General features: G+C 44.8%; 22 protein-coding genes. 10 read left to right on the top strand and 12 right to left on the bottom strand.

Going from position 1 to position 22817, the window contains the following annotated elements:
* Window positions 1-61 precede the first annotated feature (61 nt).
* Window positions 62-1300 (top strand): hypothetical protein, encoded by a 1239-nt coding sequence (locus ACQY73_RS29900; protein ID WP_428657841.1) that lies wholly within the window; start codon window positions 62-64, stop codon window positions 1298-1300.
* Window positions 1301-1396: 96 nt separating this feature from the next.
* Here the strand turns inward: ACQY73_RS29900 and ACQY73_RS29895 are convergent, their stop codons facing one another.
* On the bottom strand, window positions 1397-1708 hold the full coding sequence (locus ACQY73_RS29895; protein WP_428657840.1) for a hypothetical protein: 312 nt from the start codon (window positions 1706-1708) through the stop codon (window positions 1397-1399).
* Window positions 1709-2005: 297 nt separating this feature from the next.
* Between ACQY73_RS29895 and ACQY73_RS29890 the strand changes: the two genes are divergently transcribed.
* On the top strand, window positions 2006-2437 hold the full coding sequence (locus tag ACQY73_RS29890; protein ID WP_428657839.1) for an SRPBCC domain-containing protein: 432 nt from the start codon (window positions 2006-2008) through the stop codon (window positions 2435-2437).
* A 32-nt stretch (window positions 2438-2469) separates the two neighbouring features.
* The gene (locus ACQY73_RS29885; RefSeq protein WP_428657838.1) at window positions 2470-2880 is read left to right on the top strand and encodes a RidA family protein; all 411 of its coding nucleotides are present in this window, start codon (window positions 2470-2472) and stop codon (window positions 2878-2880) included.
* Between the two features lie 122 nt (window positions 2881-3002).
* Here the strand turns inward: ACQY73_RS29885 and ACQY73_RS29880 are convergent, their stop codons facing one another.
* From ACQY73_RS29880 to ACQY73_RS29865, 4 genes are all read right to left on the bottom strand, one after another.
* A complete protein-coding gene (locus ACQY73_RS29880; RefSeq protein ID WP_428657837.1) occupies window positions 3003-3323 on the bottom strand; it encodes a 2Fe-2S iron-sulfur cluster-binding protein in 321 nt (106 codons plus the stop codon).
* 81 nt (window positions 3324-3404) lie between these two features.
* Entirely contained in the window at window positions 3405-4409 is a 1005-nt protein-coding gene (locus ACQY73_RS29875) for an NAD(P)/FAD-dependent oxidoreductase (RefSeq protein ID WP_428657836.1), read from the bottom strand.
* 165 nt (window positions 4410-4574) lie between these two features.
* Window positions 4575-5369 (bottom strand): alpha/beta fold hydrolase, encoded by a 795-nt coding sequence (locus ACQY73_RS29870; protein WP_428657835.1) that lies wholly within the window; start codon window positions 5367-5369, stop codon window positions 4575-4577.
* A gap of 17 nt (window positions 5370-5386) precedes the next feature.
* The gene (locus ACQY73_RS29865) at window positions 5387-6058 is read right to left on the bottom strand and encodes an endonuclease III domain-containing protein (RefSeq protein ID WP_428657834.1); all 672 of its coding nucleotides are present in this window, start codon (window positions 6056-6058) and stop codon (window positions 5387-5389) included.
* 188 nt (window positions 6059-6246) lie between these two features.
* Between ACQY73_RS29865 and ACQY73_RS29860 the strand changes: the two genes are divergently transcribed.
* The 3 genes from ACQY73_RS29860 (at window position 6247) to ACQY73_RS29850 (ending at window position 9700) form a co-directional block, all read left to right on the top strand.
* On the top strand, window positions 6247-7566 hold the full coding sequence (locus ACQY73_RS29860; protein ID WP_428657833.1) for a DUF3472 domain-containing protein: 1320 nt from the start codon (window positions 6247-6249) through the stop codon (window positions 7564-7566).
* A 33-nt stretch (window positions 7567-7599) separates the two neighbouring features.
* Complete coding sequence (locus ACQY73_RS29855) at window positions 7600-8955, top strand: M28 family peptidase (protein ID WP_428657832.1); 1356 nt, start codon at window positions 7600-7602, stop codon at window positions 8953-8955.
* 193 nt (window positions 8956-9148) lie between these two features.
* Window positions 9149-9700, top strand: coding sequence for a DUF2911 domain-containing protein (locus ACQY73_RS29850; RefSeq protein ID WP_428657831.1), 552 nt, complete (start codon window positions 9149-9151; stop codon window positions 9698-9700).
* Here the strand turns inward: ACQY73_RS29850 and ACQY73_RS29845 are convergent.
* Complete coding sequence (locus ACQY73_RS29845; protein WP_428657830.1) at window positions 9687-10412, bottom strand: 3-keto-disaccharide hydrolase; 726 nt, start codon at window positions 10410-10412, stop codon at window positions 9687-9689. The genes ACQY73_RS29850 and ACQY73_RS29845 overlap by 14 nt on opposite strands.
* A 219-nt stretch (window positions 10413-10631) precedes the next feature.
* On the opposite strand from ACQY73_RS29845, the gene ACQY73_RS29840 reads away from it, so the two are divergent.
* The 4 genes from ACQY73_RS29840 to ACQY73_RS29825 all read left to right on the top strand — a co-directional run bounded on the left by ACQY73_RS29840 (window position 10632) and on the right by ACQY73_RS29825 (window position 16386).
* Window positions 10632-10856, top strand: coding sequence for a hypothetical protein (locus ACQY73_RS29840; RefSeq protein ID WP_428657829.1), 225 nt, complete (start codon window positions 10632-10634; stop codon window positions 10854-10856).
* A gap of 47 nt (window positions 10857-10903) precedes the next feature.
* Complete coding sequence (locus ACQY73_RS29835; RefSeq protein ID WP_428668560.1) at window positions 10904-11104, top strand: type II toxin-antitoxin system RelE family toxin; 201 nt, start codon at window positions 10904-10906, stop codon at window positions 11102-11104.
* 23 nt (window positions 11105-11127) lie between these two features.
* A complete protein-coding gene (secA, locus tag ACQY73_RS29830) occupies window positions 11128-14484 on the top strand; it encodes a preprotein translocase subunit SecA (RefSeq protein ID WP_428657828.1) in 3357 nt (1118 codons plus the stop codon).
* A gap of 261 nt (window positions 14485-14745) precedes the next feature.
* Window positions 14746-16386 (top strand): M1 family metallopeptidase, encoded by a 1641-nt coding sequence (locus tag ACQY73_RS29825; protein WP_428657827.1) that lies wholly within the window; start codon window positions 14746-14748, stop codon window positions 16384-16386.
* 234 nt (window positions 16387-16620) lie between these two features.
* Here the strand turns inward: ACQY73_RS29825 and ACQY73_RS29820 are convergent, their stop codons facing one another.
* From ACQY73_RS29820 to ACQY73_RS29795, 6 genes are all read right to left on the bottom strand, one after another.
* Window positions 16621-17397, bottom strand: coding sequence for a glycosyltransferase family 25 protein (locus tag ACQY73_RS29820; RefSeq protein WP_428657826.1), 777 nt, complete (start codon window positions 17395-17397; stop codon window positions 16621-16623).
* A 94-nt stretch (window positions 17398-17491) separates the two neighbouring features.
* A complete protein-coding gene (locus tag ACQY73_RS29815) occupies window positions 17492-17851 on the bottom strand; it encodes a hypothetical protein (RefSeq protein WP_428657825.1) in 360 nt (119 codons plus the stop codon).
* Window positions 17852-17905: 54 nt separating this feature from the next.
* On the bottom strand, window positions 17906-18421 hold the full coding sequence (locus ACQY73_RS29810; RefSeq protein ID WP_428657824.1) for a hypothetical protein: 516 nt from the start codon (window positions 18419-18421) through the stop codon (window positions 17906-17908).
* A 214-nt stretch (window positions 18422-18635) separates the two neighbouring features.
* Complete coding sequence (locus ACQY73_RS29805; protein WP_428657823.1) at window positions 18636-18908, bottom strand: EamA family transporter; 273 nt, start codon at window positions 18906-18908, stop codon at window positions 18636-18638.
* 6 nt (window positions 18909-18914) lie between these two features.
* Window positions 18915-19520 carry a DMT family transporter gene (locus tag ACQY73_RS29800; RefSeq protein WP_428657822.1) on the bottom strand — a complete coding sequence of 202 codons (606 nt, stop codon included), beginning with the start codon at window positions 19518-19520 and terminating at the stop codon, window positions 18915-18917.
* 160 nt (window positions 19521-19680) lie between these two features.
* A complete protein-coding gene (locus ACQY73_RS29795; protein WP_428657821.1) occupies window positions 19681-22791 on the bottom strand; it encodes an efflux RND transporter permease subunit in 3111 nt (1036 codons plus the stop codon).
* Window positions 22792-22817: the final 26 nt, after the last annotated feature.

The raw sequence follows: 22817 nt of genomic DNA, 5'->3' as shown, positions 1-22817 counted from the left end.
TACGTTATTTGATATAAATCCATTAATTTTCCGGCTCGATCCTAACATTCGTCCATTGCCCATGAAATCTACGTTGTTTTCCATTATTTTCTCCTTTCTGTTTCTTCCCGTTTTTAGTCAGGGTATTGCCTTTGAAAATGGAAATTTTCAACAATTGCTGGCCACAGCACGTCAACAAAATAAGCTGTTGATGATTGAAGTTTATCTCAATGGCTGTCCTCACTGTGCCGCGCTGGCGCCTGTATTACAGGAAAAGAAAGTAGGCGATTTTTATAATCCGGCCTTTGTAAGCAGCAAAATAGAAGCCAATTCAGCCATTTCCAAGGAGTTGCAACAGCAAAAAGGAATCACGTATCCTGAGTTTCCGCTGCTGTTCTTTTTTGATGCCAACGGCCAACTTATCCATCAGGCAGCCCCCGCCGAACGTCATACGCGGGAGGAATTTATCAATGAAGTGATCAAGCACGGCAATGAAGCACTGACGCCGGCCATGCGTACCACCAACTACGCCGCCCGTTATGCCAAAGGCGAACGCGGATTGGAGTTTTTGGTCAACTACGGCAAATATGCCAAAGCCACCAAAGATGTTACGCGCCAGAGTCAGATCGGGAATGATTTTGCGAAACAATTGTCAAAACCTTCTGATATGGAAAATGAAACAGGTTTTTACATTATTTCGCGGTTGATCAATGACTTCCAAAACCCGATGGCAAAACATTTCTTTGCCAATATGCCCAAATACCAAAAATACAACACTGCCGAAAACCCAAAAGCGGTGAAAGATGCCGCCGAGGCCATCATTTATAATACACTTTATGGGCCGCGGACCAACAGCCTTAAATCATCGGAAGTGGTGGCAATGCGTGAAGCAATGGTCAAACTGGGAAATCCGGCCAAAGTCGTAGCTCCGCGCACATTGTTGAAAGAATTGGAAGCACATTTCCGGGAAAAAAATACCGCAGCGGCCACTGATCGCTTCAACGAATACCGTAAAATTGCCACGATGGATTTTCTGGATTATTCATACATTGTTCGCCTTTTCAACGAAAAAGCCCCTGATAACTCTTACGCAACTTCCCTGATCGGTTGGGTAAATGACGGAGCCAAATTATTCAAAACTGATAATACAAATCATACTAAAGACAAGCTGGCCGACTTATACAATGACCAATCGAAGGCATATTTGAAGTTGAGCAGGAAACCCGAAGCAAAAAAAGCGGCACAGGAAGCGCTGACTATTGCAAAAACAGCCAAGATCGACACAAAGCCTTACACCGATCAGTTGGCTAAGTGCAACTAACTATTCATTCGATTTCCAAACAAAAATGCCTCCATTGATCAATGGAGGCATTTTTGTTTGGAAACCTACAAACGTGACCTATATCAATGAAGAATATTACAGAATCAAGATCAACAGCAATACAATGATAATAAGCGCTCCAAAAGAGATGTAAACGCCGTTATAGTCACGCATTGTTTTCTTGATCTGTTTTACTTCTTTCCGTACCGCTTTTCTTTCACTTCTGGTCAAATTATCGGGTTGCATCGTTTTTAGTTCTTCCAAACGATTCATCAACTCCTGCGCCTGAGCAGGAGACATTTTAGGTGTCGCAGCAGCATCAGAGCCTGAACCGGCTGCATAGCCGTTGATGGTCATACCAATCGTCATTAATAGAACCGGCACGAAGTTTTTCAGTAAAGTCTTCATTGTTGAATAGTGGTTAATTATGAGTGGAAAAATAAAAATAGGCTGTCCACAGGAAATAGGGCGGTTTTACAAAACTCATCCATTGCTCTCAATGAACATATCGAAACGTATATACGAAAAAAAAGGCCGGCGTAGCAGATGACTTTTATGTTTTTGAAAAAATTTTAATTAAAATTTTATAGATACCGACGAAAACGGCTTTTTGCTTTTGTTCAATCGACCGACTAAAATGTTTTAAAAAATCGTATGTATTTTTTAAAAGAAAGATAAGTATCTAATTTTTAACGATTAAACGCTATGAAAGAACTCATTGTAATGAAAAGGATCGCCTTAAAAGCAACCCCTCCGGTAGTTTGGGATGCGCTTACCAATCCCGAAAAAACCAAAGAATATTTTTTCAATTGTGAAGTTTTCTCGGATTGGGAAGTCGGAAGTACCATCACTTTTAAGGGGAGAATGTTTTTTTTCAAGAAAATAGAAATGACGGGCGAGATCCTGGAAATAGTTCCGGAAAAGCTTTTGAAATATACCCTCAATAACAGTGACGACGATGATGAATCCGCTAATTTCTCGACCGTAACAGATGAGCTGACCTATCAAAACGGTGAAACCATTCTAACGATCATGGACAATGTAGGACAGGGCGAAGGTGTAGAAGACAGATACAAAAAATCGGTCGAAGGGTGGGATAATATCCTAAAAGGACTGAAAGAATTGGTTGAAGAATAACTCTAATATAACTAACTAACTGAACAATAGCTATGAAAACCGGCATTAAACCCATGAATCCGGATGGGCTTTCGAAAAATCCGGCATTCTCACAACTTATCGTAACGCAAGGCAAAGGAAAAACGATCTATATCGGCGGTCAGGACGCCGTCAAATCAAACGGTGAAATCGTAGGCAAGGGCGATATTCAGGCGCAAACCGAACAGGTGATGCAAAACATCCAAACCGCGCTCTCTGCTTGCGAAGCTACTTTTGACAACGTTGTGAAACTAACCGTTTTTATTGTTGCGGGACAAAACGTCGGGGCGGCTTTTCAGGCGGCTCAAAAATACATGATCTCCGCTTCCAACCCGCCTACGGTAACGGTCGTGTTTGTGTCAGCATTGGGAAATCCTGACTTTTTGGTTGAAGTAGATGCTATTGCATTTTTGCCCGAAACATAGGAATATATTATCGAGCGTCTGCTCCTCACGTATTTTAAAACTTTCGGTTTCTCAAAACCGAAAACACATCTTAACCAAAAGCACATCACGAAAACTTTCGGTTTCTCAAAACCGAAAGCACATTAATGCTCTTCACCGCGTATTTTGAATAGTGTTCCTTCCATCGCTTCGTCCACTCGCAACTGGCACGCCAAACGACTGCACGAAGTGGCGGAAGGCAGGGTATCCAGAATATCCAGCTCTGCGTCATTAGTGGGAGAAAGAGATTCTCCGCCGTCCAAAATTTCAACGTGACAGGTAGCACAAAGCGCCATGCCACCGCAAGTAGCCAAAATATTATATTCGGAAGCCTTCAAAACTTCCATTAAATTTAAACCTATGCCTTCGGGAATTTCAAGCGTTTGGCGCTCTCCTCCCCTATCTTCTACCGTGAAATGTATCATTTTCAGAAATTGTTTCAAAATAAAGCATTCATTTATAAAATGTGAAATACTGTTTATCAGTATTTTACATTTTTTTATTCCTTAAAATGCATTTACGCCGTTTACCGTCGTGTATTTAAAACTGAGATGCTGATTGGGATAAACAAATTTGAACGCACTTTGGCACATCATGGCAGCTTCATGAAATCCCGTCAGGATGAGTTTGAGTTTGCCCGGATACGTGTTGATATCGCCGATAGCGTAAATGCGCTCCACATTGGTCGAATAATCAACGGTATTTACTTCAATGGCTGATTTGTTGATGTTCAACCCCCAATCCGCAATAGGCCCTAACTTCGGACTCAACCCAAAAAGCGGAATAAAATAATCGGAAGGTACAGCGTACGTATTTTTATCTTTCCCCGCCACCATGACTTCTTTCAAGTGCCCGTTGCCGTTCAGACTGACGACGTTTGATTGTAAAATCAGATTAATTTTCCCCTGCTCAGCCAACGCAAATACTTTTTCGGCCGAATCGGGAGCACCTCTGAAGGTATCGCTGCGGTGAATCAAGGTAGTGGTTTTGGCAATGTCGGCCAAATACGCCGTCCAGTCCAACGCCGAGTCGCCGCCGCCCGCAATGACGATTTCCTTTCCTCTGAATTTTTCGGGATTTTTCACCATGTAAGCTACGCCCCTGCCTTCAAAATGCTCCAAGCCCGCGATCTCCGGTTTGCGTGGTTCAAAACATCCCAGTCCGCCGGCAATAACCACAACTTGGCAAAATACTTCCGTTCCATCAGATGTTTTGACAATCATCGAACCGTCTTCCTGTCGGTCAATGGTGTCAACCCGTTCGCCCAAAGTAAAACTTGGATTGAAGGGCGCAATCTGCAGCATCAGATTGTCTACCAATTCCTGCGCTTTGATGGACGGATAACCGGGAATGTCATAAATGGGCTTTTGCGGGTAAATTTCCGACAACTGTCCTCCGATCTGTGGCAACGCATCAATGAGATGGCATCGCATTTTCAATAATCCCGCTTCAAATACGCTGAACAGACCGACAGGCCCCGCGCCAATGATGCATATATCTGTTGCTATCATAACCTTTAGTAATTTACCCTTTCTTTGTGAGGAAAAACGTATTAGGTATTTTCCGTTCATTTATTTTATTTATGGCACAAAATTAACTTCAATAACGTTTGGGCGCCAATCATAAAATCCTATCCTCTATTACTTAAAGTTATAATTATTATTTTTTAGAAATGGTTAAAATACAATCTCAATAATGCATATCTGTAATAATTCGTTGAGCCGTTGAGGATTTTCAAGCATGGGATAATGCGAAGTTCCCTGCATATGTTCCAGTTTATAGCCGCTCTTAGCGTATCGTTTCAGGGGTTCTTCGTTGGTTGGCATGTAATCCACGTTGATCAGGTAAAGCTTGCATTTTAGCTCAGGCAGCAATTTCTTTTCAGGTTTATACATCTCAAAAATTTGATCCATGATTGGGATGCCCATCGGCTCGTATGCGTCGCGATAAGAGTTCACTACTTTATCAGTAATGCTTGAGGGAGTTCGGGGAGTCAAAAGTGCCATTTTTGCGTATTGCTCGTTGGTGCCGGCAAAATCAATTCGAAGATTTTTCTTAATATCATCCACCTGTTGCCCATATTCTTCCGGCAAAGGAGTAGCGGCATTTTTAAAATTATCAATACCGATAAAACCCATGATCAACTCCGGAGCGGAAGTAGCCGCGATCAGGTTAATATCTCCCGCCAGCGAATGCCCAATGAGAATGACATTTTTCAGTTGCAATTCTTTAATAACCGTAATTACATCTTCCGCAAATCCTTCCACTGACCAGTTTTTGCGGTTTTTTCCCGATTGGCCGTGTCCGGGCAGATCAATGGTAACTACCGTATAACGAAACTTGAAATAATCGATCTGCGCCTCCCAATAGGTATGGTCAATATAAGAGCCATGCACAAAAAGTAACGTAATGGCTCCGCTACCGTTAATGGTATAGTAGATGTTTGCATTATCGCGTTCAATGGTTTTCATAACTTTGAATTTTAAAATTAACGGTGCTGCGTCACTCCAACCTGTTCACACCATGCCAACACGGGACACGTTGAGCAGCGAGGCAACGTACCGGTACAAATATGTTTACCAAAAGGCATCAACAAACGATTGATCTCGATCCACTGTGCAACGGGCACTTTTTCTTCCAACAATTTCAACGTTTTTTCGGGCTGTTTGGCCGCCACATACCCCCAACGATTCACTACTCGATGCACATGAATGTCTACACTAATGGCTGCCTGCCCGGTAGCCACGCCTAAGGCTAAATTGGCACATTTTGGACCCACCCCCTTGAGTGCCGTCAGGCTGTCGTAATCGGCGGGAAGTTGATTATTGTACTGCTCCACAGCGGCTTTGGCAATGCCCAACATGGTGTAGGCTTTTTGATCGGGATAGGTAGAGCCATACAGCAATTCGGTAAGCTGTTCGGGACTCAAACGAAGCAATTCCTCAGGGGTACGCGCTACGGCAAAAAGGCGCAGCGAAACAGGAATCGTGGTCTCGTCGAGCGTTCGAATGGAAATGATGCACGAAATAAGTTGTTCAAACAGCGTATTATACCCCCGCTCGGCCAACTCAAACATGGCAGCCTTGGGAAAAGCCCGTATCGCGTCTTCAATGCGTGCCAACACAAGAGACAAATCAAAAGCCAATTTCGTCGATTGCATTTATGTCCATTTTAATCATCTGTTGAACAGATATTTAAAGAACTGTACCAAACAATAAAACGATTCATTCAAAGATAGATTTCCCCCAATTGAGCAAGGCGCGCCCCGCTTTTGTTTTTTTAGCCAATGATGCAATTTTACGTTAGTTTTGTTGGCCCATTTTCTCCTCCTAACTGACGTAGTATTCAATGAATATCACCCGTGCCTCCCTTTTATTTGTTATTCTCAGCTGTTTAATGCTTGGCTTTGGGAGTTCTAAGGCAATCTCTCAAACCTCACCGGCGGTTCATGAAACCAATAAACAAACCATTCCCATCGGCGGCAATGCGTGGCTGATCCATTCCGAAAAACCCGAGAAGATCACCAAAGAAGGGCTTGTTGAATGGACTCATTCTCAAACGGTTTGTCGAACCTATTTGAGGGTAAATCAAACGGGGAAACTAAAAATTTCTGTAACCCTCTCCGCAGCCGGAGAAAGTAAATTAAGCGTCACTGTTTTTGGCAAAACAGTAGCGTTCATGACTGCCTCCGAAGGGACAAAAGAATATTTTGTGGGAGAGTGGGATATGAACGAAGCGAGTTATGTATCCATTGATTTGAAGGGAATAACAAAAACGGCGGCAACCTTTGGCGCCGTCCAAAGCATCAACGTCAGCGGAAGTGCTGTAAATGCCGAAACCGTTTTCGTCAAAGACAATATAGACAACTATTTTTATTGGGGGCGTCGCGGGCCGTCGGTTCATTTAAAGTATACATTGCCCGCCAACGAAAACATAGAATGGTTTTACAACGAACTCACCATTCCCGAAGGGCAGGATGTGATCGGTTCTTATTTTATGGCCAACGGTTTTGCCGAAGGCTATTTCGGAATGCAGGTCAATTCTCCCACCGAGCGCCGAATTCTGTTTTCAGTATGGAGTCCATTCAAAACCGACAACCCCAAAGCCATTCCGGACGAGCAAAAGATCGTGATGCTCAAAAAAGGCACAGATGTATATACCGGCGAATTTGGCAACGAAGGAGCCGGCGGGCAGAGCTATCTCAAATACAATTGGAAGGCAGGAAATACGTATAAATTTTTGCTGCAAGGCAAACCCATAGCTGACAATTACACGATTTATACCGCCTACTTTTTTGCCCCTGAAGAAAACCAATGGCGTATTATCGCAAGTTTCAAGCGCCCTAAAACATCAACGCATTTGAAATCTTTGCATTCTTTTCTGGAAAATTTTATTCCCGAAACGGGTAATACCGGCAGAATGAGCCTGTACGCCAATCAATGGGTTCATACCACGAGCGGAAAATGGATCGAACTTACAGAAGCCAAATTCACCGGCGATGCTACCGCCCGCAAAAACTATCGTAAAGATTACGCCGGCGGCATCTCCAACGGAAATTTTTACCTGCGTAACTGCGGCTTTTTCAATGATTTTGTCCCACTCGACGGCACATTCAGGAGAAACGCCGCAAATACTTCCCCCAACATTAATTTCTCGGATTTGCCTTAGATAACTTTGTCATCAACTTCACTAATAAACCGTATGAAAAAAACAACTGCTCTACTCCTGTTTTGCACCTTTTCTGCTTTCACAAGCCATGCCCAACAAGTGGTTCAGCGCGACCCGACCATTGCCGCTATGCTTGCCGAAATATCACCCGACAGCCTAAAGAGCCACATCAACAAACTCGTTAGTTTTGGCACGCGCCACACCATGAGTACAGTTACCGATTCCAAACGCGGTATTGGTGCTTCACGGCAGTGGGTTTTGAGTCGTTTTAACGAATTTGCCAAACAATCAGGCGGACGTATGACGGCTACCATTGATACATGGATGCTGCAACCCGACGGACGCCGCGTAGACCAACCGCAGGAAATCGGCAACGTAATGGCTACCCTCAAAGGCACCGATCCCAACGATGACCGCATATTTATGGTCAGCGGGCACATCGACAGCCGCGTGAGCGATGTCAGCAATCGTGAATCCGACGCACCGGGCGCCAACGATGACGGCAGCGGTACAGCAGCGGTGATCGAACTGGCCCGCGTCATGAGCAAATACGCCTTTCCTGCCACCATCATATTTGTGACCGTCAGCGGTGAAGAGCAGGGTTTATTGGGCGCTAACCATTTGGCAGAACGCGCCGTTACTGAAAAGTGGAACTTGGAAGCGTTGCTCAACAACGACATTATGGGTTCCAACCACAGCCCGGATACAAAGCTCATCGACAACACCAAATTGCGTATTTTCAGCGAAGGACTTTCAGGATTTGAAACCGACAAACGCGCTTCCGGAATTCGCCAGTACGGCGCTGAAAATGACGGAAAAGCGCGCACTTTAGCGCGGTATGTAAAAGAAATCGGCGAACGCTATGTAGATAATTTAGAGGTACGACTCATTTATCGCAACGACCGCTACCTGCGCGGTGGCGACCACACACCTTTTGTGAACCGCGATTTTGCGGCAGTGCGTATTACCGAAATGAATGAGAATTTCAACAACCAACACCAAGACCTGCGAACAGATAAGGGCATAGAATACGGTGATTACGCCAAAAACATGGACTTTGAATATTTACGCAAAAATACCTGCGTTAATCTGGCGTCGTTGGCGAGTCTAGCCAAAGCACCGGCCATGCCCCAAAATGTGACGCTTGAAGCCCGTAATCTGACAAATTCTACCTCCCTTTTTTGGCAAACGCCCAAATCCGGCAAAGTAAAAGGCTACTATGTACTCATGCGCGAAACGCACATGCCGTTTTGGCAAAAGAAATTTTTCACCGATAAAAACGGGCTGACATTGCCTTATTCCAAAGACAATTACTTTTTTGCCGTACAGGCTGTGGGAGAAGACGGGAACGAAAGTCTGCCGGTTTTGCCGCGTCCAAGCATGCGATAGGCTGGCCGGTGTTGCCCGTTTCTCAAAACGGGCAATTTCTAAGCCGTGTCGGCCGTTTCTCAAAACGGCCGACACGGCCCTGCTAAATGATTCCTGTTTATTCAGTAAATCGAAGGTTTGAGAACCTTCTTACCTGAGGTTATGAATAACCTCTGTCACAGACAAACCAATTTACTTAATTCTCTTAAACACAATGAAAAAGACCACCCTTTTATGTTGTTTGCTAAGTATGTCAGTTTTAGGCGCGTGGGCGCAGGCATTCAGGCCCGTTGACAAAAGCCCGATGGATGCCGCTTATTTTCCCGATCATTTTGCCCACGACCGCAAAGACGGCGAAAAAGCCCTGGTGCGCGTCCTTTACAGTCGCCCTTCCAAAAACGGCCGTGAAGTGTTTGGCAAACTCGTGCCTTACGGAAAAGTATGGCGTACCGGCGCTAACGAAAACACCGAGATCAAGTTTTATCAGGATGCTACCATTCAAGGCAAAAAAGTGAAAGCAGGTACGTATTCGCTTTTCACTATTCCCGGCGAAACCGAGTGGACCGTTATCCTGAATTCCGACCTTGACTACTGGGGTGCTTTCAAATACAATCAGGCTAACGATGTTGTGCGATTTACAGTACCTTCGAAAAAATCAACGGAGGCTCCTTTGGAGAATTTTTCCATCAATTTCCCCAAAGGTACCGCCGCCATTATGCGCATAGGATGGGATGATACCATCGTAGAAGTTCCTATAACTTTCTGATTTTCAGGTTACGGTACCATACGGTGCTGCCCCAATCCTGCAAACCTAACAATCCTGTATAGACGCCCTGAGCAATCGGGGCGTTCTTTAATCCACTACCGGCAATGCGTTGCTTCCAATCGGCACTCGCCAGATCATGCTCCTGCACCACAAATCCATTCATCGACACTGTCAATTTATTTTTGCGAACACTGAATATCACAGAATTCCATTCGCCTACCGGGTTTACTTCACGAATACGGGCGTTGGCTACGCCAAAAAAATCGCCCGCACGGTGTTTGTTTTCGGCAGCTCCTTCGTAGATCTTATTGTCTAATACCTGCACTTCCAGTCCTGTATCGTGCATGTTCTTGTTCTGAGGTGCTTCTTTGATAAAAAAGAAAATACCGCTGTTGGCTAAGGGGCTTACTTTCCAATCGGCTTTGAATTCAAAATCTCCGGTAATGGGTTCTTCGCTTACAATATCCCCGCCGTTGGGTGCTTTATTTCCGGCACGATTCGGAACATTCAGCTTCAACGCTCCCTGCTCCACGATCCACGCCGAGCCAATGCCTTTGGCGCCGTAAGAATGCCAACCGCTGACGTCTTTGCCGTTGAAGAGAAGTTTCCACCCTTCTTTCTTCTCCTGAGCGGTCAGGGTATTGGGTGATTGGGCGTTAACAAAAAAGGCAGAAAGGGCTAAAAAGAGAATAGAGGCTGTTTTTTTTAACATGGTAAAGAGGAGTTAAATGTCTTGGCTAATAGAAGCATTTCAGTTCCTATAAATACTACTTTTAAGCAATAGTACCGTTTAATTTATAGGTCAAAAACCCATTGGCAACATGTCAGCGTACTTTTGTTTAACTGCCATTTTGTCTTAATAAAATATTGTAGCGTGAATATTGTTATTAAACTATTGACAAAAAGCTAACTTTGCGAAAAAAACAAGGGCATGGGCGCGATATTGGTGAAACCAGCTAACGAAGAAGAATATCGGTTAATAACGCAACTACTCAAAAAGATGAGAGTTAAAACCGAGAACTTCAGTGAAGAAGATATTGAGGATATTTCGGCTTACGATAAAGCTATGCGACGCATTGCAAAGGGAGAAGATGATTTTCTTCCGGCAGAATCTGTTTTCGAACAAATCGAGGCAAAACGTAAAAAGAAATCTTAATGTATCAGGTACTTATCAGTAAACGAGTTTCAAAATAACTTGAGAAAATAAAGGAGCCTGATTATTCAAGAATAAAAAAAGAAATTCCAGATCTGGCGATCAATCCCCGTCCCGTTGGCTTTAAGAAGTTGGAAGGTAGAGTAGCATATAGAATCAGACAAGGTAATTATCGCATTATCTACGATATAAGAGACAAAGTCAGAATTGTTGATATTTTAGATGTAGGTGATCGAAAAGAAATTTATTAAAACAAGAAACACAGTATTTTAAAATGATAAAATTCCTCACTAAAAGTATTACGGGGTTATTCGGAACGAAGGCAGACCGCGATTTGAAAGAGCTTACCCCTTACGTAGAAAAAGTAAATACTGAATTTGCGAAGCTGCGTAACCTCAGCCACGATGAACTGCGAAATGCGACCCAGGAACTCAAAACGTACATTGCGGGTCAGCTTAAAACCATAGACGACCAAATTGCCGCCTTACGTCAAAGCATGACCGACAATGTCGAGATGGACGTAAACGACAAAGAAGAAATATTTAAGCAAATAGATGCGTTGGGCTTGGAGCGTGACAAAGAATTGGAGAAAGTACTGCTGCATATTTTGCCAACTGCTTTCGCCATTGTGAAAGAAACCGCGCGCCGTTTTACCGAAAACGAATCACTTGAAGTAACCGCTACGTTCATTGACCATGAATTGGCGGTCAAGAAAAGCCACATTACGATCAACGGCGAAAAGGCTATTTGGAATACCACATGGGACGTAGCCGGGCACCCTATTAAGTGGAACATGGTTCACTACGATGTGCAGCTCATCGGGGGAACGGTGCTTCACCAAGGGAAAATCGCAGAAATGGCCACGGGAGAAGGAAAAACGCTCGTTGCAACCTTGCCTGCCTTCCTGAACGCCCTTGCCGGACAGGGAGTACATATCGTAACGGTCAACGATTACCTCGCGCGTCGGGATAGTGAGTGGAACGGTCCTTTGTTTGAATTTCACGGTTTGCGCGTTGATTGTATTGACCGCCACCAACCTAATACCTACGCGCGTCGTCAGGCGTATTTGGCCGATATTACCTACGGAACCAACAACGAATTTGGTTTTGACTACCTCCGCGACAACATGGCGCACAGTCCCGAAGAATTGGTGCAACGCAAACATCACTACGCAATGGTCGATGAGGTTGACTCCGTTTTGGTGGATGATGCCCGTACGCCGCTTATTATCAGCGGCCCGGTTCCGCGCGGCGATGAGCAGGATTTTGCCGAACTGAAACCTCGCGTATCGCGTATTGTGGAAGCCCAAAAACGCCTCGTGACGGACTTGCTCAACGAAGCCAAAAAGAAAATTGCGGCCGGCGATAAAAAAGAAGGCGGTTTGGCGCTGTTCCGCGCACATCGCGGTTTTCCAAAATACAAACCACTCATCAAATTCATGAGTGAAACAGGGATGAAGACCTTGATGCAGGAAACGGAAAAGATCTATTTGGCCGAAAACCAAAAGTTGATGCCGCAAGCCGATGCACCATTGTACTTCACCATTGAAGAAAGAAACAACAGCATTGAATTGACCGAAAAAGGGTTGGATTACATCACCGGCGAAAGCGAAGACACCGCCTTCTTTGTGATGCCTGACTTATCTATTGAGTTGAATCTCATTGAGAAAGACGATCAATTGACCGACCAACAAAAACTGATTCGGAAAGATGAAGTCATTCGCGAATACTCTGTCAAAACCCAACGCGTCCATACTGTGCAGCAATTGCTGAAAGCGTATTCATTGTTCGAAAAGGATGTGGATTACGTGCTTATGGACGGAAAGGTGAAGATCGTAGATGAACAAACGGGTCGTATCATGGAAGGGCGCCGTTGGTCAGACGGTTTGCACCAAGCGGTTGAAGCCAAAGAAAACGTAAAAGTAGAAGATGCTACTCAAACATACGCGACGGTTACGCTGCAAAACTACTTCCGTATGTACCACAAATTGTGCGGTATGACGGGTACAGCCGAAACCGAAGCGGGTGAATTCTGGACGATCTATAAATTGGATGTGGTCAGCATTCCGACCAACATTCCTGCCGTTCGAAAAGACGAAGAAGATAAAGTGTACCGTTCGGTGCGCGAAAAATACAACGCCGTGGTAGACGAGATCGTGACATTGGTAGGCAATGGTCGCCCCGTACTGGTAGGTACTACCTCGGTCGAAAACTCGGAATTGTTGAGCCGCATGCTTACCCTGCGTAAGATTCCTCATCAGGTACTGAACGCCAAACAGCACCAACGCGAAGCCGAGATCGTTGCGGAAGCAGGAAAGCCCGGTACGGTGACCATCGCTACCAACATGGCAGGTCGTGGTACCGACATCAAACTTACTGCCGATTCTAAAAAGGCGGGCGGTTTGGCCATCATTGGTACTGAGCGTCACGAAAGCCGCCGTGTAGACCGTCAGTTGCGCGGTCGTGCGGGTCGTCAGGGTGACCCGGGTTCATCGCAGTTCTTTGTATCATTGGAAGACGGTTTGATGCGTATGTTCGGTTCTGACCGAATTGCGGGCGTGATGGACCGTATGGGTCTGGAAGAAGGTGAAGTAATTCAACACTCAATGGTGTCAAAATCCATCGAACGGGCGCAGAAGAAAGTGGAAGAAAACAACTTCGGCACTCGGAAACGCCTTCTCGAATACGATGATGTAATGAACATGCAACGGGAAAATATCTACAAACGCCGTCGTAATGCCCTTTTTGGCGACCGCTTGGCGATTGACATTGCCGATACCATGTATGACGTTGCCAACGAAGTATTGACCAATACCGAAGATAATCAGGAAGAACTCGAACTGGCGTCGATTACTAATTTCGGCATTGAACCGCCGTTCACGCGTGAAGAATATTCGAAGCTCAAACCCGAGCAACGCGCCCAGCGCCTCTATGACGCGGCCGAGAAACATTATTTGAACAAAAACAAAGCCATTGCCGAGCAGGTATTGCCCGTTTTGAAACAAATTTCGGCAGAGCGCGGTGCAACGATTCAGGAAATCGTTATTCCATTTACCGATGGCATCAAAGGAACCCAGATCGGCGTGAATCTTCAAAAAGCCATTGACACCAATGGCCGTGAGATCATTCATGAAATGGAGAAATTTGTGGTGCTTTCGCTCATTGACCAGGAATGGAAAGAACACCTTCGCGATATGGACGACCTGAAACAATCGGTACAAAACGCGGCTTATGAGCAGAAAGATCCATTATTGATCTATAAATTTGAGTCGGTAGAGTTATTCAAACGCCTCATGACGAAAGTGAATTTTGAGACGGTCAGTTTCTTAATGAAATCCCATATTCCACAGGAAGAAGCTCCGCAGCAGGCACCTCGCCAAACACGCCGCAACGAGCCGCAACTCCAGACCAATCGTCACGATGAAGATGTGGTGGAAGAATCGGCAGGTGGCGGGCCAAATGCCTACGCCGCTCGTCAGGCAGAAAAACAGGCTCCTGTTCGTACCATCAAAATTGCCGACCGTAATCAAAAAGTAACGGTTCAATACCGCGATGGTCGGGTGGTAAAAGATGTAAAATACAAAAAAGTTGAGCACGAAGTAGAGCGCGGCGATTGCGTTGTAATTGCCTGATAAATTTATAGTTACATTTAAAAATAGGCTTGTTTGTCGTTGTTTATTTTGAAATTATTCAAAAAAATCAAAAAAAAATGTAACCAATAGCATAGTTCAGCGTCTTAACAATAGAGTTTTTCATAACGTTGAGTAAAGTTTTAAAATCCGATTGGGCTTCCCGTTCGGATTTTTTTTGTGCCCTGAAAACGGTATTATTGTCCTATCAAAAATGATCATCAACAATAAACAACTCAAAAGGCTCCTAATTCCGGTTCGTCTATGAAACTACTTTACGCCTTTGCGCTCTTTTTTTTATTCCATCTTTCTACGTCGGCACAAACGTACATCTTTACCCACGACGATACGCTGCGCGGTAGTATTACGCAGGAACGTGCTTGGTGGGACTTACAATTTTATCACCTCAATGTACGTGTTCAGCCGCAGGACAGCACCGTTAGTGGCAGTGTTACAGTGCGTTATAAAGTGTTGCAGCCTTACCAAACGATTCAGATTGATCTGCAACGCCCGATGAATATAACCCGTGTGACGCAAGACGGGCAATCACTTACCTTTCGCCGTGACGGAAATGCCTTTTTTATTGATCTGATCAAAAAGCAGGAAGCGCAAAAGCAGGAAGCGCTGGTCATTGAATATACCGGTCGCCCACGCATTGCCAAACGCGCTCCGTGGGATGGTGGTTTTTCGTGGAAAAGGGATACTAATGGGCAACCTTTTGTGGCCACTTCCTGCCAAGGGTTGGGGGCAAGCGTTTGGTGGCCTTGCAAAGACCACATGTACGACGAGCCGGACAGCATGCGCATCAGTGTGACCGTTCCCAAACCATTGATGGATATTTCCAACGGACGGCTGCGGAGCATCACCGAAAACGCTGACGGAACACGTACGTTTGACTGGTACGTTCAAAATCCCATCAACAATTACGGTGTCAACGTCAACATTGGCGACTACGCCACTTGGACGGATACACTGAATGGTGAAAAAGGCAAGCTTGATCTATCTTTCTATGCCCTTTCGGAAAATATTGAAAAAGCGAAATCTCAATTTCAGCAGGTCAAGCCCATGCTTCGTGCCTTTGAACATTGGTTTGGGCCGTATCCTTTTTACGAAGATGGCTACAAATTGGTGGAAGTGCCTTATTTGGGCATGGAACACCAAAGCTCAGTGACGTACGGCAATGGCTATAAAAACGGGTACTTAGGTCGTGATCTGTCGGCTACGGGTTGGGGATTAAAGTGGGATTTTATCATTATCCATGAGTCGGGTCATGAGTGGTTTGCCAACAACATTACCGACAAAGACGTGGCCGACATGTGGATTCATGAAAGTTTTACCAACTACTCCGAAAACCTCTATACCGAATATTACTACGGCAAAGATGCCGGCAGCGAATACGTGATCGGTTGCCGTAAATTGATCCGTAACGATAAGCCCATTATCGGCACCTACAATGTCAACCGCAGCGGCTCGGGCGATATGTATTACAAAGGCGGAAACATGCTTCACACTATTCGTCAAATCATTAACGACGACGAAAAATGGCGCGGTATCCTGCGCGGACTAAACAAAACTTTTTATCATCAAACCGTTACAACTCAACAAATTGAAGGCTATATGAGCAAAGAAGCCGGCATTGATCTAAGTAAAGTATTTGATCAATACCTGCGCGACAATCGCCTCCCGGTGTTGGAATACAGTATAGATAAAAATAAAATTTCCTACCGCTGGAATAACGTCGTGTCCGGTTTTGACATGCCGGTCAAATACAAAGCCAAAGATGGAAAATGGAAAACCTTGGAGCCAACCGCCGATTGGAAAACCATAAAAACCAAAGAGTTGACTGATCTGGAAGTAGATAAGGGATTTTATGTAGAAGTGAAAAAAGTAGCCTCAGCTTCGTAAGTAATTGAGCAAAAATTTTTGCTCTAACACCGGGTCGGGTTGTGAGCAACCCTTCGCACAGAGAGTGGGTCGGACGGTCCGCCGCGCGGTTGCTCACAACCCGACCGGCCATTCATTTTAAATACTTTAAGATGAATGCTCAAGCGCTTAACTGATCACTTTTTATTTACCCTACTTTTTCAGTTTTATATTTTGCAGTTACTCAGTTTTACATTTTTCTGTTACTGAAACTTCTCATGACCAGATATACGAATCAGTATTGACGTGACCGCGCACAAAATCTTCCTGATCAAAAAAAGTAGGATTACAGATAAAGGCGTTAAGATTTCCCCTGATTACTTCATGTGTCATCAATTCGTCGGCGGCGGAGTAGATCGGGGTTTGCGCTTTCAGAAGCTTTTCTGCGCCTGATCTTGAAATCGCATAGGCATGCGTACAGTCGTGCAGGCCTGCAATGCGTAAATGAGACGAATATGGTTTGGGATATAAATTATTGACATGCTTACGGGTCAGCCATTTATAGGCATTGAAAGTCGCGAGCAATTTATAAAATTGTTTTTTACGCCAATTTTTAGAAGTAACCTCTTCGTTTTGTAGAAATCCTAAGTAGATCAATTCCCATGATTTGGGCAATTGTTGAAAGGTATGAGGCAATAATTCCAACTTATGATTATTAGGAACCACGTCATCTTCAAAGATCAACACCCGCTCATAGCCTTCTTTCAAGATGGTCTCATAAATATTTCGGTGCGACCAAGCGCAGGCGATCTCGCCCAAAAGCAGCTTTCTTACACCATGTCTATTGAATCGAAGCGCTTTGACTTCATCATACACCCCCGAAGCAATAACCTCCTCTACGGTAAAGTTTTTTTTGTCGACGGCCCAAAAAATTTCATAATTCAACCCTTCAAGATGCTGCTTTAAAGCCATCTGTCGGTCAGTTGCCCGATGAAGAGAAATTACAAAGATCTTGTCGAAATAGCTATTCAGAAAATCGTAGGCAGTTTTCATGCTTGACCAATTGTAACATACGAATTATAACATACGAAAAATCAGCTTACCCGTTCGGAGTAACCTTTTCAAAGAGTCAGGAAATGGCGATGAATCAAACGTAGACAGGAACGTTGTAAATGCGCTCGTAGAGCAAACTGTTCAATTCAAGCATAAATTTAGCACCTGCCAACAAATCTCGCAAGTTTACTAAGTCACAAAGTGTTAATTTAAGGGAAAGATTTGCCTGCGGAGCCTCAATTATTTCAAAATCTGACTCGTCCGACAAGTCAAAGATCATGGCGTGCAAATCCACACTGTCTACTTTTTGCTTAAAATTCAGAAATTCATTGATCTTAAAAGCCATTTTATAGCCTCCAAACTCTACAGTAATTCGAGAAGAACGGTCGCATTGGTACGTAGCGCCTTTGGAATTCGTATAGAGTTCTGTTAGGTATGTCACTTTGTCAATCATTACCGCAAATATAAGTGATTTTGATTTCTTTATTTAGATAGAATCAAAATAAACTTAAAAACTTGGGGTTTTATCATCCAATAATGTTGTATCTGCCACGGCACCCGTGCGAGGTGCGCCGGCTTCGATCCAACGCCTAATAAATTCAATCTGTCCTTTGTAGAGTGCCTTCCCATTCAGCGGCATAGGACTGCCGTAGCTTTTCCCACCGTGGTGAGAGCTGCCGTCCCAATTAAGTTTGTGAAAAAGTAAACTTTGGAGCGAAAAAAACGGGAGCACACGTTTCTGCTTGTCTTCAAGTGCATTCTGGTTTTTAGGGTCTTTGTTAACCAAAAAATCATACGATTTTCCGTCAGCGAGTACCAGGCCATGTTGCGCAAAAGTGGATTCCTGTTCTGACGCATGACATCCCGCCGTAGCGCAGGTAGGTGTAAAAATACGTTCCTGAATCAACACAAACGATGCCCTTTCCACCGATTTAGGTGGCTCTTCGTTTTTCTTACACGCATTGACAATTAGTACAATGATTATCGCCAATACGACATTCCACAGTAAAGGTCTGATTCTCATATCAAAATTTCTTTTTTCACAATGGCAGGTTTTAGGTAATTGATTCAGGGTAGTTTGACCCCGTATGGGGTCAGACGTTTGTAGATAGAACACATATTCCTACAAATATGTGACCCCGTACGGGGTCAAACAATACACAAGCAATTTTGAAAATCACTCATCAGAAAATAAACGAACGTTTTTTCTTTTTGTTTTTTCAATGATCCACTTACATTCATTTCTGCGTAGTTAACACTACTCCTGCCAATACCAATGAGCCGCCCAGAATTGTTGTAAACGTCAATTGTTTCAATTGTTCTCCTAAGAGTGTCACGGCAATAATGGCTGCAAAAACAGGCGTCAGGTTTCCAACCACGGCGGCTTTGGTTGCGCCGATTTTCTGTACCGCTTCATAGTACCAGATAAAACCCAGTGCTGTAGCCGTAGCGGCCATATATACCACCGCCGCCAATGCCTGCCAACTCGCGTGCGATAAACGTTCTATCAAACCATGTTACAGCGCAGGAATAAACAGCAACACAGCCCCGATCATTGCCGAGAAAGTACTGAGTGACAACGCAGGAATGGTTCGTAAGGCTACGCGCCCGACCAGCGTATAAACGCTCCAACTCAGCACACAACCCATGATGAGCAACTCTCCCACCCCCCAGGTATTATCGGATAGAAATGCGGAAAAATCACCGCGAGCCAGTACGACTACTGCGCCAAAAATAGACAAGGCAATGCCTGCCCATTTGAGCAGTGAAACTTTTTCACCCAAAAAAAGCCAACTTCCAAGTGTGATGGTAATGGGTGAAAAAGCGATCACCAACGAAGCCCGCACCGTAGGCATGTACTGAATGCCGCTGAAAAACAAAAGGTTGTACAAAAACACGCCCATTAATGCCGAGATAAAGATCAGTCCCCATTGTTTTTGAGTAAGTGAAGGAAAACCCTTATTGGTTTTGTACAGATAGATCATCAAAAGCGCCGTTCCGATGACAAAGCGCAAAAAAGCGGTAGAATAAGGACCCAATGATTGTACGGCAATTTTGCCCGCTGCGAAGTTCGTTGCCCAGAAAAAAACGGTCGCGATGAGTTTAAAATAGGTAAGACGCATGACAAATAAATAAGAAGACCTGCAATAAGTTGCTTACTACTACAAAAAGAATCGCCGGCTGAAAGTTCAACCGGCGATTACTAATTTATAAATACAGACTACTGAAGAAATAATATTGTATAGGCAGTTGGGAATCAGAGACTGAAAACTTCCAACCGGCTTATTGCATTAGTTTTTTACGTTTTTCTTTGCTGCTGTATATCCATTCGTAGACCGTTGGCAAGATCAACAATGACAATACAGTGGCCGTAATGAGTCCGCCAATGACGACAATGGCCAGTGGTTTTTGGGTTTCGGAGCCAATGCCTGTTGAAATAGCGGCGGGCAACAGGCCCAGAGAGGCCATCAGAGCCGTCATCACAATGGGTCGAAGCATGGCTTTGGAACCTTCTTTGATGGATTCTATGAGCGGCATTCCCGCTTTCAGATTTTTATGGTAATTGTTAATGAGAATTACCCCGTTTTGCGTCGCAATTCCAAAGAGTGCGATAAACCCAACCCCCGCCGAGATACTGAAATTAACGCCTGTGAACAGTAGTGCGGCAATTCCTCCAATGAGCGCGAAAGGCACGTTGAGCAACACCAGAATCGAATCAAGGGCATTGCCGAACGACACAAACAGGATGAAGAAGATCAACACCAAACTGATGGGCACCACTAAGGCCAAACGACCCTGAGCGCGTTGTTGATTTTCAAATTCACCGTTCCATTTCATTTCGTAACCGGCAGGAAGTTTTACCGCTGCTTTCACTTTTTGTTGGGCATCGTCAATGGTACTTCCCAAGTCGCGGCCCCGTACCGAAAATTTAGCGGCAATAAAACGGGCATTGTCTTCGCGGTAGATAAAGGCCGGACCTGAAACATTGCCAATGGAAGCAATTTGTTTCAACGGAATTTTGCCGCCATTCAACGTTGGCACCTGCAAATTCCCGATCTGTTCAATGGATGAGCGGAAGGCTTGGTCGTACCGCAAACGCATATCAAATTTGCGTTCACCTTCGTATACCTGACTCACGGCTTTACCGCCAATCGCCATTTCGATCACCGCGTTTGCATCAACGGCGTCAATGCCGTATTGCGCCATTTTATCAGGGTTCAGCGTAATTCTAAGTTCCGGTTGGCCTAAGTTTCTGAAAACTCCCAGGTCTTCTACGCCCGGCACCTTTTTAAGTACGTTGTATACCTCAGTGATCTTTTTGTCTAAAATATTCAAATCATCTCCCTGAATTTTGACCGCGATAGAGCCTTTTACCCCCGAAACGGCTTCAGCAACGTTGTCAGAAATAGGTTGCGAAAACCCGAAATCCACGCCTTTGAATCCTGCCAGTTTTGCCTGCATTTCGGCCACTAACTCATCTTTAGTGATATTGCGTTTCCACTCATCGGCGGGGTACAGATCCACGAAAAACTCCTGATTAAAAAAGCCCGTAGGGTCAGTTCCGTCGTTGGGACGACCGGTTTGCGAAATCACGCCGCGCACTTCGGGGAACTGTTCAAACACCTGACGGAATTTTCGGGTAAAATGGTAACTGTCTTCCAAACTGATACTCAGCGGCATACTGGCCCGGACATAAATAGAACCTTCGTTGAGTTGGGGTAAAAATTCGGAACCCACAAAATGAAAAGCACCCAGCGCCATTCCCAACGCAATAACACCCGTCAGAATCGCGCGTTTTGGATGAAGCATTACGTGGTTCAACAGCGGAGAGTAGCTGTTGTTGAGCCAGTTAATGATGGGATTGTGACGTTCTCTGACATTTTTATTTAACAGAATACTGCTCAAAACGGGCACGAACGTCAAGGCCAGTAAAAGCGCACCGAGCAAGGCAAATCCAATCGTAAAAGCCAACGGACTGAATAGTTTTCCTTCTACTTTCTGGAACGAGAAAATAGGCAGTAAAGCAGTGATAATGATGAGTTTGGATGTAAAAATGGATTTACCCATTTCCACCGCCGTTTTCAATATTCTGCTGAGTTTGGCGCGTTTGTTAAAATTCTCCATGCCCTCTTTTTCGGCCCAGTGCGCCAGCATTACAAACAGTCCCTCGACCATCACCACGGCCCCGTCGATGATAATTCCAAAGTCAATGGCACCGATGGAGAGCAAATTGGCGGTCATGCCTTTGACCCGCATCAAAATGAAGGCAAACAGCAAAGCCAACGGAATGATCAGCGCCACCGTAACGGTAGTGCGCCAGTCTGCCAAAAAGATCAGCAGGATCACGGTAACGAGCGTAATTCCGAGTGCAACGTTCTCACCTACGGTATGCATGGTGTGGTTGTTGAGTTCGGTACGGTCATAAAATACCTTGATCTTAACATCTTTCGGTAACACCGTCGAATTCAAATAATCGATCTTTTCTTTCAATTTGGGCAACACTTCTCCCGGATTTTCTCCTTTGCGCATCAGCACGATTCCTTCCACGGCATCGTCGTGATTGTCGCGCCCTACAATGCCCAACTGTGAAAGATTAGACTCATGTACATTTCCCAGGTTCGCGATCTTTACGGGAACACCATTGATATTTTTTACAATAATCTGCTCAATATCAGCCACATTCTTCACGATTCCGATACCGCGCACGACAAACGCCTGTTGTCCTTCACGTAAAATATCGCCTCCTACGTTGACGTTGGCGTGTTGCAATGCTCCGTATACATCCAACGCGGTCAGGTTGTATTTGGTCAGTAAATTGGGGTTTATGCTTACTTCAAATGTTTTGACCTTTCCACCAAAACTGACCACGTCGGCTACGCCACCTACAGCTTTGAGGTTTTTCTGAATTACCCAATCCTGCAATGTTTTCAGTTCTACAACCGTCTTGGTTTTGGACGACAGCGTGTAGCGATAAATTTCGCCCGTTGGCCCGGCAGGTGGCTGAATTTCAGCATGAACACCTTCGGGCAGATCCACATTAGCCAGTTTTTGGCTGGCTTCCATACGGGCGTTGAAGTTGTCAACACCGTCTTCAAAAATGATCTTGATGAACGAAAGCCCAAACAGATTGACACTCCGTATGGCAGTTCTGCGGCTGATCGAATTCATTTCGGTTTCGATAGGAATCGAAATAAACCGTTCAACTTCTTCCGCGCTTCTCCCCGACCATTGTGTAATGATAACTACCTCAGTATTAGTCACGTCGGGATATGCCTCGACGGGTGTATTGTAAAAGCTGACCGCGCCCGCAATGACCACAAGAAGGGTCACAAAAAAGACAATGCCTTTGTTTTTGAGCGAAAAGCCTATGATGGATTTGATGAATTTGTTCATGTGTCCCCTGCCCTCGAAAGGGTGAT

This window comes from Runella sp., assembly GCF_965279615.1.
In the GTDB taxonomy this organism is placed as follows: domain Bacteria; phylum Bacteroidota; class Bacteroidia; order Cytophagales; family Spirosomataceae; genus Runella.
This window is presented reverse-complemented; position numbering and strand designations above follow the sequence as displayed.

Excerpts from the sequence above, each read along its gene's own strand:
- ACQY73_RS29825 (WP_428657827.1), top strand. The coding sequence starts at position 14,746 with ATGAAACTACTTTACGCCTTTGCGCTCTTTTTTTTATTCCATCTTTCT.
- ACQY73_RS29895 (WP_428657840.1), bottom strand. The coding sequence starts at position 1,708 with ATGAAGACTTTACTGAAAAACTTCGTGCCGGTTCTATTAATGACGATT.
- ACQY73_RS29890 (WP_428657839.1), top strand. The coding sequence starts at position 2,006 with ATGAAAGAACTCATTGTAATGAAAAGGATCGCCTTAAAAGCAACCCCT.
- ACQY73_RS29860 (WP_428657833.1), top strand. The coding sequence starts at position 6,247 with ATGAATATCACCCGTGCCTCCCTTTTATTTGTTATTCTCAGCTGTTTA.
- ACQY73_RS29850 (WP_428657831.1), top strand. The coding sequence starts at position 9,149 with ATGAAAAAGACCACCCTTTTATGTTGTTTGCTAAGTATGTCAGTTTTA.
- ACQY73_RS29795 (WP_428657821.1), bottom strand. The coding sequence starts at position 22,791 with ATGAACAAATTCATCAAATCCATCATAGGCTTTTCGCTCAAAAACAAA.
- ACQY73_RS29900 (WP_428657841.1), top strand. The coding sequence starts at position 62 with ATGAAATCTACGTTGTTTTCCATTATTTTCTCCTTTCTGTTTCTTCCC.
- ACQY73_RS29810 (WP_428657824.1), bottom strand. The coding sequence starts at position 18,421 with ATGAGAATCAGACCTTTACTGTGGAATGTCGTATTGGCGATAATCATT.
- ACQY73_RS29855 (WP_428657832.1), top strand. The coding sequence starts at position 7,600 with ATGAAAAAAACAACTGCTCTACTCCTGTTTTGCACCTTTTCTGCTTTC.
- ACQY73_RS29800 (WP_428657822.1), bottom strand. The coding sequence starts at position 19,520 with ATGCGTCTTACCTATTTTAAACTCATCGCGACCGTTTTTTTCTGGGCA.
- secA (WP_428657828.1), top strand. The coding sequence starts at position 11,128 with ATGATAAAATTCCTCACTAAAAGTATTACGGGGTTATTCGGAACGAAG.
- ACQY73_RS29865 (WP_428657834.1), bottom strand. The coding sequence starts at position 6,058 with ATGCAATCGACGAAATTGGCTTTTGATTTGTCTCTTGTGTTGGCACGC.
- ACQY73_RS29875 (WP_428657836.1), bottom strand. The coding sequence starts at position 4,409 with ATGATAGCAACAGATATATGCATCATTGGCGCGGGGCCTGTCGGTCTG.
- ACQY73_RS29880 (WP_428657837.1), bottom strand. The coding sequence starts at position 3,323 with ATGATACATTTCACGGTAGAAGATAGGGGAGGAGAGCGCCAAACGCTT.
- ACQY73_RS29820 (WP_428657826.1), bottom strand. The coding sequence starts at position 17,397 with ATGAAAACTGCCTACGATTTTCTGAATAGCTATTTCGACAAGATCTTT.
- ACQY73_RS29815 (WP_428657825.1), bottom strand. The coding sequence starts at position 17,851 with ATGATTGACAAAGTGACATACCTAACAGAACTCTATACGAATTCCAAA.
- ACQY73_RS29885 (WP_428657838.1), top strand. The coding sequence starts at position 2,470 with ATGAAAACCGGCATTAAACCCATGAATCCGGATGGGCTTTCGAAAAAT.
- ACQY73_RS29845 (WP_428657830.1), bottom strand. The coding sequence starts at position 10,412 with ATGTTAAAAAAAACAGCCTCTATTCTCTTTTTAGCCCTTTCTGCCTTT.
- ACQY73_RS29870 (WP_428657835.1), bottom strand. The coding sequence starts at position 5,369 with ATGAAAACCATTGAACGCGATAATGCAAACATCTACTATACCATTAAC.
- ACQY73_RS29840 (WP_428657829.1), top strand. The coding sequence starts at position 10,632 with ATGGGCGCGATATTGGTGAAACCAGCTAACGAAGAAGAATATCGGTTA.